Origin of the sequence: Leptospira weilii (assembly GCF_006874765.1) — a bacterium.
In the GTDB taxonomy this organism is placed as follows: domain Bacteria; phylum Spirochaetota; class Leptospiria; order Leptospirales; family Leptospiraceae; genus Leptospira; species Leptospira weilii.
The window spans coordinates 1,700,001-1,717,500 of the sequence record NZ_CP040840.1; the positions used below are offsets into that span (position 1 = coordinate 1,700,001).

At 41.9% G+C, this 17,500-nt stretch carries 15 protein-coding genes (2 of these 15 only partly in view); 7 read left to right on the forward strand and 8 right to left on the reverse strand.

Going from position 1 to position 17,500, the window contains the following annotated elements; all coding sequences use genetic code 11:
* Both mutL and FHG67_RS08020 read left to right on the forward strand, forming a co-directional pair.
* Window positions 1-1,716, forward strand: the 3' portion of a protein-coding gene (gene mutL / locus FHG67_RS08015; RefSeq protein WP_004500253.1) for a DNA mismatch repair endonuclease MutL. Its footprint begins 75 nt before the window's first position; the window shows 1,716 of its 1,791 coding nt (coding positions 76-1,791); its start codon lies off the left edge, out of view; its stop codon occupies window positions 1,714-1,716.
* Entirely contained in the window at window positions 1,685-2,305 is a 621-nt protein-coding gene (locus FHG67_RS08020) for a YqaA family protein (RefSeq protein ID WP_004500282.1), read from the forward strand. The genes mutL and FHG67_RS08020 overlap by 32 nt, the downstream gene beginning before the upstream one ends.
* Before the next feature lie 75 nt (window positions 2,306-2,380).
* On the opposite strand, the gene FHG67_RS08025 is transcribed toward FHG67_RS08020, so the two are convergent.
* A complete protein-coding gene (locus tag FHG67_RS08025; RefSeq protein WP_004500335.1) occupies window positions 2,381-2,638 on the reverse strand; it encodes a hypothetical protein in 258 nt (85 codons plus the stop codon).
* Window positions 2,639-2,843: 205 nt separating this feature from the next.
* Entirely contained in the window at window positions 2,844-4,046 is a 1,203-nt protein-coding gene (locus FHG67_RS08030) for a leucine-rich repeat domain-containing protein (RefSeq protein WP_142499915.1), read from the reverse strand.
* Between the two features lie 203 nt (window positions 4,047-4,249).
* Between FHG67_RS08030 and FHG67_RS08035 the strand changes: the two genes are divergently transcribed.
* Window positions 4,250-4,474, forward strand: a complete 225-nt coding sequence (locus tag FHG67_RS08035; protein ID WP_002556487.1) for a hypothetical protein — start codon at window positions 4,250-4,252, stop codon at window positions 4,472-4,474.
* A complete protein-coding gene (locus FHG67_RS08040; RefSeq protein ID WP_142499731.1) occupies window positions 4,475-5,746 on the forward strand; it encodes a replication-associated recombination protein A in 1,272 nt (423 codons plus the stop codon).
* Window positions 5,747-6,291: 545 nt separating this feature from the next.
* Here FHG67_RS08040 and FHG67_RS21725 read toward each other — a convergent pair.
* Together FHG67_RS21725 and hisC are read right to left on the reverse strand one after the other, a co-directional pair.
* Window positions 6,292-6,435, reverse strand: a complete 144-nt coding sequence (locus tag FHG67_RS21725) for a hypothetical protein (RefSeq protein ID WP_004495427.1) — start codon at window positions 6,433-6,435, stop codon at window positions 6,292-6,294.
* Window positions 6,436-7,075: 640 nt separating this feature from the next.
* On the reverse strand, window positions 7,076-8,179 hold the full coding sequence (gene hisC / locus FHG67_RS08055; RefSeq protein WP_004500283.1) for a histidinol-phosphate transaminase: 1,104 nt from the start codon (window positions 8,177-8,179) through the stop codon (window positions 7,076-7,078).
* Between the two features lie 150 nt (window positions 8,180-8,329).
* Here hisC and FHG67_RS21730 point away from each other — a divergent pair, with 150 nt between their 5' ends.
* The gene (locus FHG67_RS21730; protein ID WP_085986085.1) at window positions 8,330-8,500 is read left to right on the forward strand and encodes a hypothetical protein; all 171 of its coding nucleotides are present in this window, start codon (window positions 8,330-8,332) and stop codon (window positions 8,498-8,500) included.
* Window positions 8,501-8,752: 252 nt separating this feature from the next.
* Here FHG67_RS21730 and FHG67_RS08070 read toward each other — a convergent pair whose 3' ends face one another.
* A complete protein-coding gene (locus FHG67_RS08070) occupies window positions 8,753-10,363 on the reverse strand; it encodes a peroxidase family protein (protein ID WP_004500318.1) in 1,611 nt (536 codons plus the stop codon).
* A gap of 191 nt (window positions 10,364-10,554) precedes the next feature.
* Here FHG67_RS08070 and FHG67_RS08075 point away from each other — a divergent pair, with 191 nt between their 5' ends.
* Complete coding sequence (locus tag FHG67_RS08075) at window positions 10,555-12,264, forward strand: EAL domain-containing protein (RefSeq protein ID WP_004500291.1); 1,710 nt, start codon at window positions 10,555-10,557, stop codon at window positions 12,262-12,264.
* Between the two features lie 109 nt (window positions 12,265-12,373).
* Complete coding sequence (locus FHG67_RS08080) at window positions 12,374-12,763, forward strand: response regulator (protein ID WP_004495398.1); 390 nt, start codon at window positions 12,374-12,376, stop codon at window positions 12,761-12,763.
* Window positions 12,764-12,786: 23 nt separating this feature from the next.
* Here the strand turns inward: FHG67_RS08080 and FHG67_RS08085 are convergent, their stop codons facing one another.
* From FHG67_RS08085 to FHG67_RS08095, 3 genes are all read right to left on the reverse strand, one after another.
* Window positions 12,787-14,862, reverse strand: coding sequence for a methyl-accepting chemotaxis protein (locus FHG67_RS08085; RefSeq protein ID WP_004500264.1), 2,076 nt, complete (start codon window positions 14,860-14,862; stop codon window positions 12,787-12,789).
* 18 nt (window positions 14,863-14,880) lie between these two features.
* Window positions 14,881-16,440, reverse strand: coding sequence for an LA_0442/LA_0875 N-terminal domain-containing protein (locus FHG67_RS08090; RefSeq protein WP_142499732.1), 1,560 nt, complete (start codon window positions 16,438-16,440; stop codon window positions 14,881-14,883).
* A gap of 341 nt (window positions 16,441-16,781) precedes the next feature.
* Window positions 16,782-17,500, reverse strand: the 3' portion of a protein-coding gene (locus FHG67_RS08095) for a hypothetical protein (protein ID WP_036061090.1). 391 nt of this gene lie beyond the right edge of the window; the window shows 719 of its 1,110 coding nt (coding positions 392-1,110); the start codon falls outside the window, past its right edge; its stop codon occupies window positions 16,782-16,784.

The following is a 17,500-nucleotide window of genomic DNA, read 5'->3' on the forward strand; positions in this document are numbered from 1 at the left end:
TCCGTCGTCAAAGAACTGATGGAGAATTCCATGGATGCGGGCGCGACTCAAGTGGATGTGGAGTCCAAGGACGGAGGTCTTTCTCTTTTAAGAATTACCGACAACGGTTTCGGAATCGACCCGGAAGACATGAGTCCCGCTTTGAAAAGGCACGCGACGAGTAAGATTCGGGATTACGGAGATTTGGAAAGCGTGCTCAGTTACGGATTTCGAGGGGAGGCTTTGGCTTCCATTGCATCGGTATCTCGTCTAACGTTGGAAAGTGGAACCAAGGATCAAAAGACCGCTTGGAAGATCCGTTCGATCGGAGGAAAGATATCCGAAAAAGAGGAAATTCCTGGATTTACCGGGACCAAAATACTTGTGGAGGAATTGTTCTTTAACACCCCTGTTCGAAGAAAATTCCTAAAATCGATCCGTTCCGAAGATAAAAAAATCAAGGATAGAGTTACGACGCAAGCTCTTGCAAGACATGATGTACGTTTTCGTCTTTTTCAGGACGGAAAGGAAGTATTCGTACTTCCTTCCAGAGAAAATAAAAAGGATCGAATCATCGATTTATTCGGGGAAAATTTCCGCGATCATCTCTTAGAAGTCGGTCTGGAACGCGGAGGAATCAGAGCAAACGGTTATATCAGCGATCCGGATTTTTACAAATCCAATCGAACCGGGCAATTCGTCTTTGTCAACGGAAGGCCGATCGAAATCAAATACGGTTCCGTTTTATTAAAAAAAGCTTATGATGAATTGCTTCCGCCGAACGCGCATCCGTACTGTTTTTTATTTTTCGAGATCGATCCTTCGAGAGTGGATGTGAATGTCCATCCGGCAAAAAAGGAAATTCGTTTTTTGGACGAAGAGGGATTCAACGGATTTTTTTTAGCTCTCATTCAAAAAGAACTCAGATCCAGTACGCCCGTCAGTTTTTTAGAATTGAAAAAACGACTTTTAAGACCGACTTCCGGAACGTTTCAAACAAGTTCTCTCTACCAAACTCGTCCTTCTGCCAAATTCGAAAATGGCCCGTTACTCAGTCGTGAACTTTTCACCGAAGTTTCCAGACAGGAAGGATTCGATTTGGATCGGATGGGACCGGGGACATCCTTGTCCTCTTTGACGGACGAACGGGTGAAACATTCTTCCTTTGTTCCGAAAAAACATTTTGGAGTTTTATTCGAAACGTTTATTCTCGCGGAAGCCGAAGACGGTTTTTATATCATCGACCAGCATACGGCTCACGAAAGAATCCGTTACGAAGAGGTTTTGCGTAAACTCGAAAAGAAAAATTACGGAATTCAGCCGCTTTTGACCCCGATCCGGATCGACGTATCCAAACAGGAACAAGAGGACATCTTAAATCGAAAAAAAGAATATGAGGAAGTCGGAATATTCTTGGATCCCTTGGGAGAAGACAGCGTGGTTCTCCGGGAAATTCCCGCGTATATGGAACCGGGGGAAGAAAAGGAAATCATACTCGATTTCTTAAATCGAACCGAAGGAAAGGAATCCAGCGAACCGGAGTTATACGATCTGATGGCAAAATGCGTTGCTTGTAGATCCGCCATTAAAAAAGGAGATCAGCTTTCCGATCCAATTCTGGCCGAAATATTAAATAGATTGAGTTATTGCGAAAATCCTTCCCGTTGTCCGCACGGAAGACCGACCCTGGTAAAATTGAGCAGAGATGACCTCGAAAGAATGTTCCACAGAAAATAAGGAAGTTTCCGGTAAGGAACCGGACCGAGTCGTAAGAAAATTATTCCGTCAAACGTTAGTCGGAATTGCGGTTCTCGTTTTGGGAGTTGTGTTTCTCGCGCGTGTTTTTCCGGAACCCGTTCTTGCCGTATCGGGGAGGTTCATCGATATTACCGGCGTGTTCGGAGTCGGAATCGGAATCCTACTTGCGGATTCTCTGCATGTATTTATTCCGCCCGACGTGTTTTTGATGATCGCGGTCGCTGGAAAATTAAATTCGATTCTCGTGATTGTATCCGCTTCGATCGGAAGTCTGATCGGCGGGACCGTTTCGTATCTGACGGGAAGGATTCTTTTGCCTAAGATAGAAGGTGTTGCAAGTTTTGTAAAAAGGCACGAACAGAAGCTGGAACACTATCTGCATCGATACGGATTTTGGGCGGTCGTTTTGGCGGCGTTGACTCCTCTTCCCTATTCTTGGGTTTCACTCGCGGCGGGAACGATGAAAATGAGATATCTTCTTTTTTTTCAAGGTTGTCTTTTTAGAATTCCGCGCTTTATAGTATTCTATTATCTGATTCAATTCGGTTGGGTCGGAGGCGGAATGTGAAAGATTTTCATTATATTCTAAATTTTAAAAAATATAGAATTTGTCTCAAAACCTAGCATAATAGTCGTGTCGTCGTTACTCCTTTATTTCGATAAAGATAATATTTACCTTGGGAAGCAATTTCCGAATCTTTTCTTCTTGGGATCTCAAAGCGGGTATATCATCTAAATGTAATCCTATTAGATTTTGTAATTTTCCGATTTCATTCGGAATAGTTGTGAATTGGTCCCCTAACTCTAAAAATCGGACATCCGTTGGATTTTGAAGTGCCTCGGTTAGATCCCTATAGGGAGTGTTCTTTTCGTTTTTGTCTTCCTCTTTGCATTGGCTCAAAAAACAAAGAAGGATTAAAGTTAAAATGTAAGTTCGTGGCTTTCATGGTTCCCGAGTCACTTTAAAAATCTTTTCCGCTTTGTCATTCCTTGCGTATTGTTTTGTCCGAATTTGCGGAAGCGTAGGATCACTCCGAATGCCCAAGACGGTCATGCAAAAAAAGAAAAAGCATGCTGGTTTTTCAGAGGACGTTCGATGTCATTCGTTACTCTGCGTCTCCGAATTGGTCAAAAATAATACGCGTTTGGGGAAGTAATTTCCGAATCTTTTCTTCTTGGGACCTCCAAGCGGGTATATCATCTAAATATAATTCTTGTAGATTTTTCAAATGTCCAATTTCCTTTGGAAGAGTTGTGAGTTGATTGCCGCTTAAATTTAATTCTCGTAGGCTTTGTAATTTTCCAATTTCCTTTGGAAGAGTTGTGAGTTGATTGCCGCTTAAATTTAATTCTCGTAGGCTTTGTAATTTTCCGAATTCTTTGGGAAGAGTCGTGAGTTGATTGCCGCTTAAATTTAATTCTCGTAGGCTTTGTAATTTTCCGAATTCTTTGGGAAGAGTCGTGAGTTGATTGCCGCTTAAATGTAATACTTGTAGATTTTTCAATTTCCCGATATCATTCGGAAGAGTTTTGAGTTGATTGTCGCTTAAATATAGTTCTTGTAGATTTTTCAAATATCCGATATCATTCGGAAGCGTTGTGAGTCGACCGGTGTTTAAATATAGTTTTTGTAGATTTTTCAAATATCCGATATCATTCGGAAGAGTTGTGAGTAGATCAGCACCTAAATATAATACTTGTAGGTTTTTCAATTTTCCAATTTCTTTTGGAAGAGTTGTGAGTTCATTGTTGCTTAAAATTAATTCTTCTAGATTTTTCAAGTATCCGATTTCCTTTGGAAGAGTCGTGAGTGGATTGTTGGTTGAATCTAATTCTCGCAGCTTTTGCAAATATTCGATTTCTTTTGGAAGAGTTTTGAGTTGATTGTCGTTTAAATATAATACTTGTAGTTTTTTCAATTTCCCGATTTCTTTGGGAAGAGCTTGGAGTTGATTGTTGTCTAAATATAATACTTGTAGTTTTTTCAATTCCCCGATTTCATTTGGAATCGTTGTGAGTTGATTGTTGTTTAAAGTTAATACTTGTAGTTTTTTCAATTTCCCGATTTCTTTGGGAAGGGCTTGGAGTTGATTGTTGCTTAAATATAATTTTGTCAGATTTTGTAATTCCCCGATTTCTTTTGGGAGAGTTTCGTTGTTGTGTAAACTTAAAATTCGGACATCTGTCGCATTTCGAAGCGCCTCGGTTAGATTGTGATAGGTTCCTATCTCTTGAGCTTTAAGTTGGCTCAAAAAATCAAGAAGGATTAAAGTTAAAGTTCTTATTTTTTGTAAGCTCGCGGTTTTCATCATTTTAAAGTCATTTTAAAAATCTTTTCCGCTTTGTCATTCTTTGCGTATTGTTTTCATCGTCTTTTTTCTTTTGTTAAGGTTAGGCGCTCGAGGATCTTTGGAAAAATCGGAAATTTGAGCGAGGGCTTGACTCGGAGGTTCGAAAATTTGAGTTTTCGAAAACAAAAGAAGAGAATATTCTGTAGCCAAAGGTAGATCATTTGGAAAACAATCAACCCAATTTATTTCCGAAAACGAGACAGGAAATTATACGAGAGAATCTGGATCTATTCGATCTTCCGATTCGTATCCAAGCTTTGATTGAAAATATTCTACAAGGAAATATCAGAGAACAATCTTTGGTTTGTTGTCATAGCGCCTGCGACGTTTGTAATGCGACCATACGAACCTGTCTCAGAAAAATCAAGAACGAGTTGGAACTTTAATTGAGCGATCTTTTCACAAAAAAACCGGTTCCTCCATTGGCCCACAAAATCCGACCTTCCAGTTTCGAAGAAATAATCGGACAAACGAGGGCTACCAAACAGCTCGTCAATTACCGTTCGCCGGTTTCAATCATTCTCTACGGACCTCCCGGAACCGGAAAATCAACGTTAGCCGGAATTCTTTGCAGAAGGTGGAACCTTCCTTTTGTGGAATACAACGCGGTTTCCACCGGCGTAGCCGAGATCAAAAAATTGCTGGAAAGAGCTAATAGGGAAGGGACGATTCTACTTTTTTTGGATGAGATCCATCGTTTCAGCGCTTCTCAACAGGACAGTCTTTTGAAAGGAGTGGAAACCGGGCATCTTGTTTTGATCGGAGCCACGACGGAAAATCCCGCGTTTCGAATTACGAGACCGTTATTATCCAGATGTCAGATTTTGAAAATAGAATCTTTGAGTTTGGAAGAGCAGTCTTCTCTTCTCGAAAGAGGAATTCAAAATTTATCATATTCCATAAATATTAAGGACGATGCAAAGGAAACTTTGATCCGATTTTCCGGAGGGGACGGAAGAAAACTTCTTTCGAACTTGGAGGGGCTCAGTTTCAGTTTTCCCGAGAATCATACGATTTCCAGATCCGACGTGGAAGAATATTTGGAAAGCCGTGTGATCGAATACGATAAAAGCGGAGAATCTCACTACGACGTGATCTCGGCGTTTATCAAATCGGTACGGGGAAGCGATCCGGATGCGGCGCTTTATTATCTCGCGGTTTTACTCGAAGGGGGAGAGGATCCGCTTTTTATTATGAGAAGACTGATCATTCTTGCAAGCGAGGACGTAGGAAACGCCTCCGTGAACGGTTTGCCTCTTGCCGTTTCGGGCTTACAGGCGCTCGAGGCGATTGGAATGCCGGAAGGAAGATTGATCCTTGCGCATGTGACCACGTTTCTTGCCTCTTGTCCGAAGTCGAACGCGAGTTATAAGGGAATCGGGGCAGCTCTTTCTTTTGTGAGAGAAAAGGGGACCGGAATCAAAATTCCGAACCGTCTCAGGAACGCTCCGACCTTTCTTCATAAGAAGGAAGGCGCTTCTCAAGGTTACATCTATCCTCACGATTTCGGAGGATTTAAGGAACAAAATTATTTCCCGGATGAATTCGCCGATCATCCGCCCCGCTTCTACTTTCCGACCGGAAACGGAGCGGAGCTGAAACTCAAGGAATATCTGGATAAGATTTGGGAAAAATCTTCCCGCCGCGGCGACCCATAGGAAGGCATCACCTTACCCACAAGTACTTGGATCCGAAGATAAATCCGTCGGAATTCCGACAAATCCCCCGTGAAACTTAGTTCCCACCCTTATTTTTGGGTGGGGGTGGAGGCGGAAAGACTCGGGAAATTTTTCTCTATCAGAAAATCATATTTTTTGCAAGTAAAAAGCCTCATTCTTGTCGGAACACTTGAAAAATATCAGTTTTTGATCCTTATTATACCAAAAGCCCTCTTAATTTGTGGGTAAGGTGATGATAGGAAGGTGTTTACTGAGTTTAGGAAGCGTTGTGCCTGAGTTTCCCCTGATTTTGGGTGGGGTGGAAAGGTTCGGGAAATTTTTCTCTATCAGAAAATTATACTTTTTGCAAGTAAAAAGCCTTATTCTTGTCGGAACACTTGAAAAATGAGCGTTTTTGATCTTTCTGATTCTAAAAACCTGTGGGGTTGGTTATGATAGGGAGCCGTGGCACTGAGTTTCCCCGCGGCGATCTCTAAAGAGGAGTGACGTGCTTTTTAGTTTCTTTTGTGACAGGTTGATGTTGATTATTTGTCGTAGAGTTCCGGGCGGACTCTTACTTGTTTAGCCTTGGATTCTAAACGTTTCGGATCGGAGATCTGATTTCGATTCGTGTCCGAATGTTGAATCTCTTCTTTGGTTTTTTCGTATTTGTATTCGGAACGAAACATATATCTTCCTCGATTTGCAAGACCCAGCAAGGTTTAATAAACGTTTCGTGCTTTTTTGGAAAAATCTGAATCTTTTTTTGAGTCGAGGGCTGTTTTCAATGTGAGTTCGGCGTAAGAAGTCTATGATTCATTTTTCTGAAAAGAATCGAAATTTGAACTTTGTAAATCTATTCTTAAAATGTGAGAACTACCACAAATCACGATTTTACGAACAAATTCTGAAATTTCTACTTTTAGAAAATTCTTTCTCATTTTCTTACGACTCTGCTCACGTTTTTCAAGATCCCTGCGTAATAGAATACCATGAATTTTGAGACAAACTCCCATAGGCACAGAATTTGAGACGTCTTGTCGTATCGTTCTCAGTAATGGCTAACTTCTAATGTGATCTTCCTTTCGGGCATTGATCTTTTTTGAGCTGAAAAAAAGGTCAACGGATGGAAAGCGAAATTGAAAAATGTTCAAGAAAAATTCGATCTTCGGTTCTCTAAATTCAGAAAACATGAAAACTCCAAATCGTATCGGATATAAAAAAATACGGCGATCGGGACGGTAACGAAAAATTCGATTTCTTTACGGCTCTGCAGAATTTCTGCGATGTTTTGTGGAACGGGTAAACGAAGGACGCAACCAAATCGATTCAGCTGAATTCTCGTTCCAAAGCGGTTAGAACCCGGTCGTTTTGTTCGGGTCTTCCGATCGTGATTCGAATCGCATTTAAGTCGTAACTCCTCAAATCCCTGAGAATAATTCCCTGTTTTAAAAGAGACTGGGAAATTTCCGTGGAGGATTTTCCCCGTTTTCTTGCAAAAAATGTAATGAAATTCGAGTAAGAATCGACGAATTCGACGTTTTGTTCGGCGGCGAATTTTTCATATCGTTTCATCTCTTTCAGATTGTTATCCAAATACGATTCCACATGGGATTCGTTTTTAAGCGCCTCGGTCGCTGCGAGTGCGGAAAGGTTGGCGACGTTGAAAGGTGGACGCATCTTATATAAATTGGAAATCAGTTCCTTGCTTCCGATTCCGTATCCGATCCTCATTCCTCCGAGCCCATAGGCTTTCGAAAAGGTTCCCGTATAAAAAACGTTCGGGAAAAGATCAGTGATTTCCTTGGCGGAAATGAATGTGTTCGAATCCTTTTTTTTTCCGAATTCCATATAAGCCGCATCTATGACGACTAACGTGTTTGAAGGGATTTGTCTTAAAAAATCATAGACGTCGAGCTTGGAAAGGGCGTCTCCTATCGGATTGGATGGGGTACATAAGAAGATGATCTTAGGACGGATTGATTTTGCGAGATCCGAAAACGCGTTCAGATCATGCAGAACGGTTTCTGTGGAATGAACCTTCGCCCCGCATTGGAGCGCGTAGATCTTATACATCGCAAAGGTGATTCGATTGATGAGAATCGAATCACCGGGTCCCAATACGCATCTACAGGCAAAATCCAAAACTTGATCGCTTCCGTTGCCCGGAATGATTCGATCGGGAGTCAAATCGAACTTGGAAGCAAGTGCGGTTTTTAATTCCGAGTAAGAATCGTCAGGATAGTAGGACATTTTCGAAGCAGCTTTCTGAACGGCTTCTATGACAGGTTGTGCGCAACCGAAAGGATTTTCGTTCGAACCGAGTTTGATGATCTGATTCGGATCGATCCCGAATTCTCTGGCTATGAGTTCTATCGGTTTTCCCGCTTCGTAGCTTTTGAGGGATCCCAGAACGGATTGAAATTGAATCATCTCTTCCCATGCTTTTTTTCCGGAAAAATTTTGAAAATCGATTTAAGAATAAATTCGTACCGATTTCTGAAAAATGTTTTCGGCTCGTTATATTCTCGATTTTTTTTTCCTCTAATTTTCGGTATTTGTATAAAAAAATCTGGTATAGGAATGAAAGACTCGCAGTTTTACAAAGATAGTAAAGAGAAGAACCCTGATTGTTTGGAAGATTTTTCGGACGGAGACCTTTTAATTCAAGAGATTCTCGAATCGTTCGAGAATTTCGATCGTGTATTGGGAATTACGGTTCAAGAGTTTTTTTCTTCGGAAGATGATCGGTAATTCAAGAATAACTTTTCCGAATTGATTTCCGTTCATCGTCTTTGGCTCCCTTTTACAACTTTTGAAAAATCCTTTCGATTCGGCGTTTTGGAATCGAAGGGTTTGTTTTGTCATTTCCCTTTTAAGAAAATTGGTAAACCCGCCTAGACCGATACCCGACTTTCGCAGAACCTCAAACGTTTCTTCGTAACTTGTAGGTTGGTCACATAGGTCCGTTTTTTTCTTGAACGAAAAAAATTCGAATAACAATTTTCAAATCGTAAGTTTCAAATATGTGGAGGTAAAATCTTCGAAAAACTTGGATTGATCCAGTGCGTAGTCCAACACATACGCTCTAGATTCGTCGTTTTTCAGAAGTTCTCTGTCGTTTGATATCAATAAGGGGCCTTCCAAACCCGCTTTCAACAAAACATGAAAGTAACTGTTGTCGAAGTTGTAAGGATTTGCAGTGAGAGATTCTCCTCCTAACCATCCGATCGTACGCGTCCCGGAGATAAGCACCAGATCTTGAATTCCGAGTTTCATCTTTTGGAGACAAGGAAGTTGGTCTTTCTGGGTTTGCATTCCCAAAGGAAGAATCTGAACGACTTCGCTTATCAATTCGTCTTTTCTTCCCGGTTTTATATGAATCCTCGGACCTCCCGATTTTTCGATTGCTATCGTTCCGGCGAGTGCGAGGAAATCCGCGAGAGAATAGCGAGTTTGAGTCTGTTCGTAAAACGTTTCTAACAATTCTTTGAGTTGATAAAGGTTCTGGACTATTTCGCTGTTTTCCGGGAGTTTGGAAAAGTTTTTGAAAGAGCTCGCGGCGGAAAGTCCGATCCAGTTTTTGTCTTTATCGAAAAGGCATGCCAGATGATAGACTAGTTTCAACCAACTTCCGGTTTCACGAACGAGTATGATTCTTCTAAGAGAATTTTTGGCTTCTTCCCAAGTGTTTGCACCGGTTTTTTTTAGGATTTCCCGGATTTCATAGAGTTTGTGATTTCCGGTTTTCCCTTTAAGTTGTGCGGAGAAAACTTTTCCTTTGAGAACACGTTCCTTTACCTGTTCGTAGACCGGTTCCGAAATCAAAACCGGGACCCCAGACTTTTTGGTTTTGGATTCGATTCTGCTCGTCATGTTCACGGAATCCCCGATCGCGGTGTAAGACATGTTTGCCGGATGGCCGAGTTGCCCTAGTATGCAATTTCCATAATGTACTCCGATTCCGATCCGGAACACGGTATGAAAGTGAGATTTCAGATACTCGTTGAGAGAATAAAGTTCAAGCTCCATTTCTTTGGCCGCACATAACGCAGAGAGACAAATTTCTTGCGGCGAACCTCCGTCCACTCCGAAAAGAGCCATGAGTCCGTCTCCGATGTATTTATCTATCTTACCGCCGTGTTTTAAAACGACATCGCCCATCTTATAAAAATAACGATTGAGTATGTGGATGACGTCGTAAGGAAGATGTGACTCCGAGAATATCGTGAAATCTCGAATGTCGCTGAAAAGAATTGCGATTTCTTTTTCTTCTCCGGAGATTGTCGCGGATCCCGGAATCGTAAGATTGTAGTCTTCGTCGTCTAAAACGATTCTTCGAACGCGAATGTCTCCTAAAACCTTTGCCTGACACGCGAGTCGAACGGATTTTGGAAATCCTTTTTTTTGGGATAGATCCTTTTCTTTTTGTTCCGGCGGTGATAAATTGGAAGAATTCTCCAAAACCAAAACCCGGCAAGTGGAACATCGAGCGTTTCCTCCGCAAGCGTTTGTGTGAGGAATGCCGTTGGTCAAACTAATTTCCAATAGGCTCTGAGGTGCGGAATTGTCGGGTAAACTAATTTCTTTTTCGTTTTCAAAATTTACAAGAATCATTAAAACCTTCCGGATTTGACGGAGATATAAAAAATAATTGGCGTCCTATAGGAAAGGGTAGAATTGTAAATTCGCTTGTCAATAGAAGAACTCGTCGATCGCTAAGAGGTGCGATTCTCGGAAAAACTAACGCGGTGTTTGTGGGAATCATAAGAGTATTGTTAGACGAATTACTGTTTAGGATCATTTGAATGGACGAAAACGAAAATTCCCGAGAAGAAAGTGCGGAACAAAGACCGGTCATACTTTTGGTGGATGACGAACCCAGCATCTTGAAGGGATTAAAAGAGCAACTCAAACTTGAATTCGGTAGCGATTTCGACATTGAAATCGCCGAAGACGCGGAATCCGCCTGGGACATTTTAGAAGAATGTATCGAAAGAGGAATCGATATTCCGGTCGTGGTTTGTGATCAAGTGATGCCTGGCATGAACGGAGACGAGTTACTCATCCGGATTCACAATAAAAAGCCGAATATTCGAAAAATTATGCTGACCGGTCAGGCTTCCGCGGATGCGGTCGGAAACGCATTAAATCATGCGAATTTATACAGATATTTGCCAAAACCCTGGGATTCTAACGATTTGATTCTAACGATCCGAGAGGCTTTAAAGTCTTACTTTTCGGATCTTTACCTTTGGGAACTCAATCGAAAGTTGGAAACGACTCTATTGTACGATCGGGAAACTGGTCGTCCGAATTTTGAAAGCCTGAGAAGAATCTTGGATGAAAGAGAATCTCAAGGAACGCTGTCCACCCTTGCCGTGATTCGAATCGAATCCTCCACTTCCACGACTCAACATTTCGGAGTGGGAGTGTATCATAAAGTACTGAGCCAGTTTCTCGCTTCTCTTTCCTCGTTTATGGGAGAGTCCGGTAATTTGTTTTACCTTTATCAGGACGAGGTCGCCGTTCTTTCCGAAATTGAAGAGAGTAAATTTCATTCTCTATTGGTCGCGTTTCGGATCCTTCTTCGGTCGGAATACATCGAGGCTGAGGGAGTTTCTTTTCGTGTGAACGTTTCGATCGGAGTTGCCACTCACCAATCCTCTCTTTATTATAAGGCTAGGATCGCGATGATGCACGCGGCTCAGAACAGCGAACTCGAACTGATGAATTATTCCAACGCGATGGAAGCGGGAGATCAATATCAGATTAATCTTATCCTGGGAAGAAAGCTGAACTATGCGATCAGCGTAGGTAATGTGATTCCTTATTTTCAAGGAATTTATAATAATACGTCCGAGAAAATTACGAAATTTGAATGTCTTGCGAGAATTCAGGATGGGGATAGGGTTTACTCTCCCGCGAGTTTTATATCAATCGCCAGGTCGACCGGGGTCATTCGTCTTCTGACTCCGATTATGATTGAAAAATCGATCCGATATTTTGCGCAATATCCGGAATATTCTTTTTCGGTGAATATCTCCGAATCGGATTTGGAAAAAAAAGGTTTCGCTTTTTGGGTTACTAGTCGTCTTCAACACTACGAAATCGCCCCGAATCGTCTAACGCTTGAAATTTTGGAAACCGATCGTTTGCGCGGAGGCGAAAGAGGTCTTGAAACCTTAAAAGAGCTGAAAGAATGCGGTTGTAAAATTGCGATAGACGACTTCGGAGTCGATCAATCCAACTTTGAAAGGTTGATGGAAATCGATCCCGATTTCATCAAGATCGACGGTAAATTCATACAGGGAATTCATTTGAGTAAAACTCCTTATCTACTCGCTTCCGCGATGACAGAAATGGCTCATAGAATCGGCGCGAAAGTCATTGCAGAATTTGTAGCAGGGAAAGGGGAGTTTGACACAGTTCGTTCCTTAGGTGTGGAATATTGTCAGGGGTATTACATTATGGAACCGGCTCCGGAGATTTTCCCGATACCTAGGATACCGCTTTAACCTTTTTCCAAAATTCGATTGTAATTATTTTTTTTCCAAATAATCTAATACCTTGCGTTTTTTGACAATTCAGTGAGTCGAATGAAATAAGTGAGGGTGAGTACTTCAATTGGATAAAGCGATTCTTTTTGTAGACGATGAAGCTCTGATCCTGATGAGCATGAAATCTCAGGTGAAACGTCACTTTGGAGAGGGTTACAGATATGAAACGGCTCTCGACGCTGGAGAAGCATGGCAGATTATCGAAGAATTAGTTCACGATGACGTGAGGATTCTGATCATCATTTCCGATTGGTTGATGCCTAACATCAAGGGGGACGAGTTTTTACGGCAGGTCCACAATAAGTATCCGGATATCCAAAAAGTGATCGTTACGGGACACGCGGACGATTCTTCCATCGAAGCGCTCAAAAGGGAAATCAATCTTCGTTCCTATCTCAAAAAACCTTGGGACGAAAGGGAATTGGTTTCCACCATTACGACCGCTTTAGCAAGTTAAGAGTGCGGGAAGAACATCTTTCTTTATATTTTAAACTGGTCGATGAAACGTAACAATCCTTCCGATTGGGTATGCATGTTTTTGGAAAATCCGGTTAGGTCATCCGCGCCGTTCGCGATCTCTTGGGTTCCTTCGGAAATGCTGAGGATCGTTTTTGCGATTTCGTCCGAAGCATGTCTTTGTTCCCGCACCGCTTCTTCGATTTGAAGACTGAAACTCATGAGCGAGCTTGCGCTGTGATGGATTTTCTCCGTATTTTTCTCCTGAGTGTTTACAGAATCCAAAACGTTCTTTGCTGAAACCCCGAACATATCCACCGAACTTCTGAGTTTGGCGAGTATATCGGATGCTTCCTTTACTTTGCCGGTTCCGTTGGTTACCGCACGATTCGCGGATTCCACGAGTTGCCCGATTTCTTGAACGCTGTTGGAAGTTTGAGACGCGAGTTTGGAAATTTCTTCCGCGACAACCGCAAATCCTTTTCCGGCCTCTCCCGCCCTCGCGGCTTCGATAGCGGCGTTTAACGCAAGTAAGTTGGTCTTTTCGGAAATGTCGGTGATAATGGAAAGGATTTCGTTGATCCGAGAGGTGCTGTCCCCGATTTCGTCCATCGCCTTCGTGGATTGATTCATGGAACTTTCGCCGGTGACAGCCTGTTGTTGGGATTCGCTCGCTAGAGAGGAGAGAGATTTCATCTCTTCGTTGATTTTTACGATTTGTTCTTTTAAAAGGATTACGTTTCCGTCTATGTCTTTCATGTGGAAAATAGCCTTTTCCATCGATCGCCCCACGTTTTCGGCCGAAGAGGCCAATTCTTCGATTGCCGCCGAGGATTCTTCGGACGCGGAAGCTTGTACCTGTGCGACGTCATAAAAATTTTTGGATGATTCCGCCATTTTATCGGAAGTGGAATTTAAGGATTCGGAAGAACCTTTGATTTCGAGGATGATCTTCTTGATGTTGTTTTTCATTCGGTTTAGAGAGAGAAGAAGTTTTCCGATTTCGTCGTTACGTTCGTATTTGTTATCTACGATCAAGTTACCGGAGGAAATTTGTTCGGAGAAAGAAATTGCAGCGTCGATCCCGTTCGTGATCAATTTTTGAAATATTAGATTCAATAGGATTACGATGATGATCATTGTGGCCAAGGAAGCGGCGATCGTTTCCAGGATGATTCTTGACAAATCCTTCCAAAAGACGTTGTCGGGGACGCAGACCTCTAAGATCCATTTCTTATTGTAATTTCCGATATAAAAAGAATAGAGAAAATGAATGGACTGGTCTTTTTCATAAATCTGGATCTCTTCTTTCCCGCTTCCTTCCAAAACTTGTTTTTTCCATTCAGGATCTTGAATCTCTTTTCCGACGAGTTCCGGTTGTAGTCCGTTTGCGGCGTAAAAACCTCCCGGAGAAATCAGGCTCAAATATCCTTCTCCCTGATAGGGACGGATCGGAGCTAACATTTCTTGCATGTTCTTCATTGCGATGTCCATGCCTACGACTCCCGCAAATTCTCCGTTTCTGCGTACCGGTTTGGCGACGGAGATCATAAGGACTTCTTTGCCGGATACCGGATAAGCGAAAGGATCCGCGATAAAATCCATTCCTGTTTTTTTCGGAATATTATAAAAAGATCCGCTCCTATCCTGATTTTCGTAGTAAATGACCGCTTCCAATACGAGAGATTTCTCGCGTCCCATCGACTTATTGACGTAAGGAATGAATCTTCCGGTGATATCGTAACCTTGTTTGTTTACGTATTGAGAATCCTTGGAATCGAATTTTCCGGGTTCAAAAACGGACCAGGCTCCGAAGTAGTTCGGATCCGTTTGAGCGAGATCCTTTAAGGTTTCGATGGTTTCTTCTCTTGTCGGTCTTGCGTGCGAAAGTTGAAATTCGAGTCCTCTTAATCCGCCTAAGGCTTTATCGAAAAAATCCTTAATTTCGAATGCGTATCGAAACGCGACCAAGGTGGAGGAATCTTTGATATCCTGAGAAAGTTTAAAGTAAGTCGTGATCGCACTTATGGCGGTGATTGCGAGGCTTCCCGCCATGAGTATTAGGGAGAAATATAACGATATTCGAAACCTGATGCTCATAAGTTTTCCTTTTGCATTTTAAAAATTATGCGAAAATCCGATGCTGAACCAAAATAAATGCGCGGGTATTTTCTGTAATAAATACGATTCTCGGATCATTTGTCTCAGGGAACCGTCCCCCGCATCCGGAATCAAGGGGCTACTCGCTATCTGATCCAATAAAAACTGATTCAAGGGACCGTTTACTTTCGAAGGATCCACGATCAAACCGTCTTTCATATTTCGGTTAACGTATCCTCCCGTCGCCCCGTAGTAATTGTCCGTGTCATACATATACAGATTAGGTCTGTATACGTGGTTCCCTTTGATGAAAAATTTTCCGAAATAGAAAGTTAAACTACTTGTGATGTCTTGGATTCCGTATCGGTTATCCACGATATTGTTGGACATTTCGTACCCGATATTGACTGCCGGGGCGATTCTAAAAAAGTCCTCTTTGAAATACTCGTGGCTTAAATAAATAGAAAGGTAATTTTTTCCAGCCGCCAAGCTCGCGTTCTCCGCGCTGATTTGCGTGTAAAAGGAAATCGTAGGGGTTAGATAAGAGATAAACGGAAGAAATGAGAATTCCGGAAGCTGCCAAAAGATATAGTATTCCTGCCAAGCGAGTCTTGTCACTTGATTCGAAGTGTTATTCGAACTCGACACCCCTTGAGCGGCAAGGGAATTATAACCTCCTAATGGAGCTGAAACATACGCGGAGTTTTTGTGAAACGTATTATAAAACCAAGTTCCGACTGTAAACTTTCCCCAACTGCTTTTTTCGAAAGTATAATAAAACGCGTAAAATAAACCGTCCGCTCGTTTCATTCCGTTCTGTTCTTTGTAGGGTTTCGGAACGAGTCCGCCGCAAGTTGGCCCGGTTGCGTAGTTCCCGCTCAATAAGTTATTTTGGGTATCATACACACAACTTTGATTGAGAAGATCCGGATTCGGAGCGATAAACGGATTTCCTTGTCCCGGATAAGAGGGCCCCGGACCTCCCGGAAACAATTGCAATCGTCCGTCGCTGTTTCGATCGTTTCTTTCCGTTAGCTGAAAATTGCCCCAAAATTGAATCATAAATCCCTTTAATGGGGTGTTGATATTGATCGTGGGTTGATAGGAAGGAACAAAAGTAGTGGAAGCGTAACTGTCGTTCCTACGACGATTGGCCATCTCTCCCGAAAAACTGAGTCCTCTCCAGATAAAGTCCGATACGATCTCGTGGGTAATGTCGATGGTCGTTTCGTTTCCTTGAGAGTTCGCATGGGGAGGCTCTCTTTCGATCGGAGCCGCGATTCCCGCGTACGGATTTGTGCGGGCGGATTCTGGTTTCGAGATTTTGTCGGAAGAGAAGAACATGCTTTTGTTTTTGTCCCGCGGTTTTTCGTATGTGACGCCGAGCACATTTTCTTTGTTGATGTAACGAATGTAATCGTCGTGCTCCGCAAGAAGAATTTTCTCTTCGTCCTCCAAAAGCACTTTGCCTCGATGTATCAAACCGTTTTTTAAACGGACGATATCGGCAGCGTTTAAAGAAAGCCCAAAGAAAAAAAATAAATAGAACAAAAATAGAAAGTAAAGTTTAGATTTCATATATTTCTCGCTTTGTTGCTTGTTATTTTCCAATTTCAAACTTTCCAAATCGTCTAACTTTGCCCGACGTTCTCCCAGAAAAAATAACAAAAATAGAAAGCGAAGAGAAGAATCAACTAGGAAAAACTTTTTTCTTTCGATGAAATTCAATCAAGCAGAACCGATTTCAAATTGAATTAAGACAAAAGCGCGTTTTTGGAGAATTTCATAACAATAGAAATGGAAAGTTTTATAATCGGAAATGAAATCTACGATTCTATAGAACCTTGGCAAAATGGAAGCGAGCGGGTTCGCTTCGTGTTTAGAATACAAATGACTTTGATTCGAGGTTCAACGTATCTCTAAAAAAGACGATCCAAAAATTCTTTTTGTTTTTTACATCTGGATTTTTGGATTCCGTTTTTCATCTCGTAGATCTTTTTTCCGTCTTGAAGGATTTCCAAAGTCCAAATCTTCTTTTGTAATTCCGTATGAATGTAGGAAACGAAAGAGTCTGCAAAAAAGTCATCTCCGTTTGTCGCGGAATAAAGAGTGGGGAAGGGAGTGTTTTCTAAGACGGGATAGATTTTCTTCCAGTTGTTTTCGAGGTCGATTGGTTTGGAAGAATAGAATTTTATTTCCTTTCGGAGCGGAAATGACGAATCCCAAGACGAAACGTTTTCTACCTCCCAAATCCCTTTTGAAAATTCGAATGCGTTAAAGTTTCTATATTTCTCCCTAAAATCGGGAACGATTCCTTTCTGAACACTGACGATGTGACCTACTTCGTGTAACAAAATGTATTCGATCGCCTCCGGGATTCGATTGCGGGCATCTGATTCGATTTTCACGTTGATTTGAACGTTACCGGGAGAAAACGGAGAATTTTCTTTTTTTGTAATCCATTCGTTGGCGGTTTGAGTCAACATACCCGTGTCTAAAAAAATTATACCGCCTAAGGGAGTCGAGCCATCATATACGAAAGAACTGAGACCGGTACTTCCCAAGTTTCTGCAAAGAATCACTCGGAAAAGAATACGATCAAGCAAAGTGTTTACGGAATTAGGAAGGGATTTTCTAA

Bases quoted from the DNA above. Each gene is read 5' to 3' on its own strand.
- FHG67_RS08075 (WP_004500291.1), top strand. From the start codon at position 10,555: ATGGACGAAAACGAAAATTCCCGAGAAGAAAGTGCGGAACAAAGACCG.
- FHG67_RS08070 (WP_004500318.1), bottom strand. From the start codon at position 10,363: ATGATTCTTGTAAATTTTGAAAACGAAAAAGAAATTAGTTTACCCGAC.
- FHG67_RS08090 (WP_142499732.1), bottom strand. From the start codon at position 16,440: ATGAAATCTAAACTTTACTTTCTATTTTTGTTCTATTTATTTTTTTTC.
- FHG67_RS08085 (WP_004500264.1), bottom strand. From the start codon at position 14,862: ATGAGCATCAGGTTTCGAATATCGTTATATTTCTCCCTAATACTCATG.
- FHG67_RS21725 (WP_004495427.1), bottom strand. From the start codon at position 6,435: ATGTTTCGTTCCGAATACAAATACGAAAAAACCAAAGAAGAGATTCAA.
- FHG67_RS08020 (WP_004500282.1), top strand. From the start codon at position 1,685: ATGACCTCGAAAGAATGTTCCACAGAAAATAAGGAAGTTTCCGGTAAG.
- FHG67_RS08030 (WP_142499915.1), bottom strand. From the start codon at position 4,046: ATGAAAACCGCGAGCTTACAAAAAATAAGAACTTTAACTTTAATCCTT.
- hisC (WP_004500283.1), bottom strand. From the start codon at position 8,179: ATGATTCAATTTCAATCCGTTCTGGGATCCCTCAAAAGCTACGAAGCG.
- FHG67_RS21730 (WP_085986085.1), top strand. From the start codon at position 8,330: ATGAAAGACTCGCAGTTTTACAAAGATAGTAAAGAGAAGAACCCTGAT.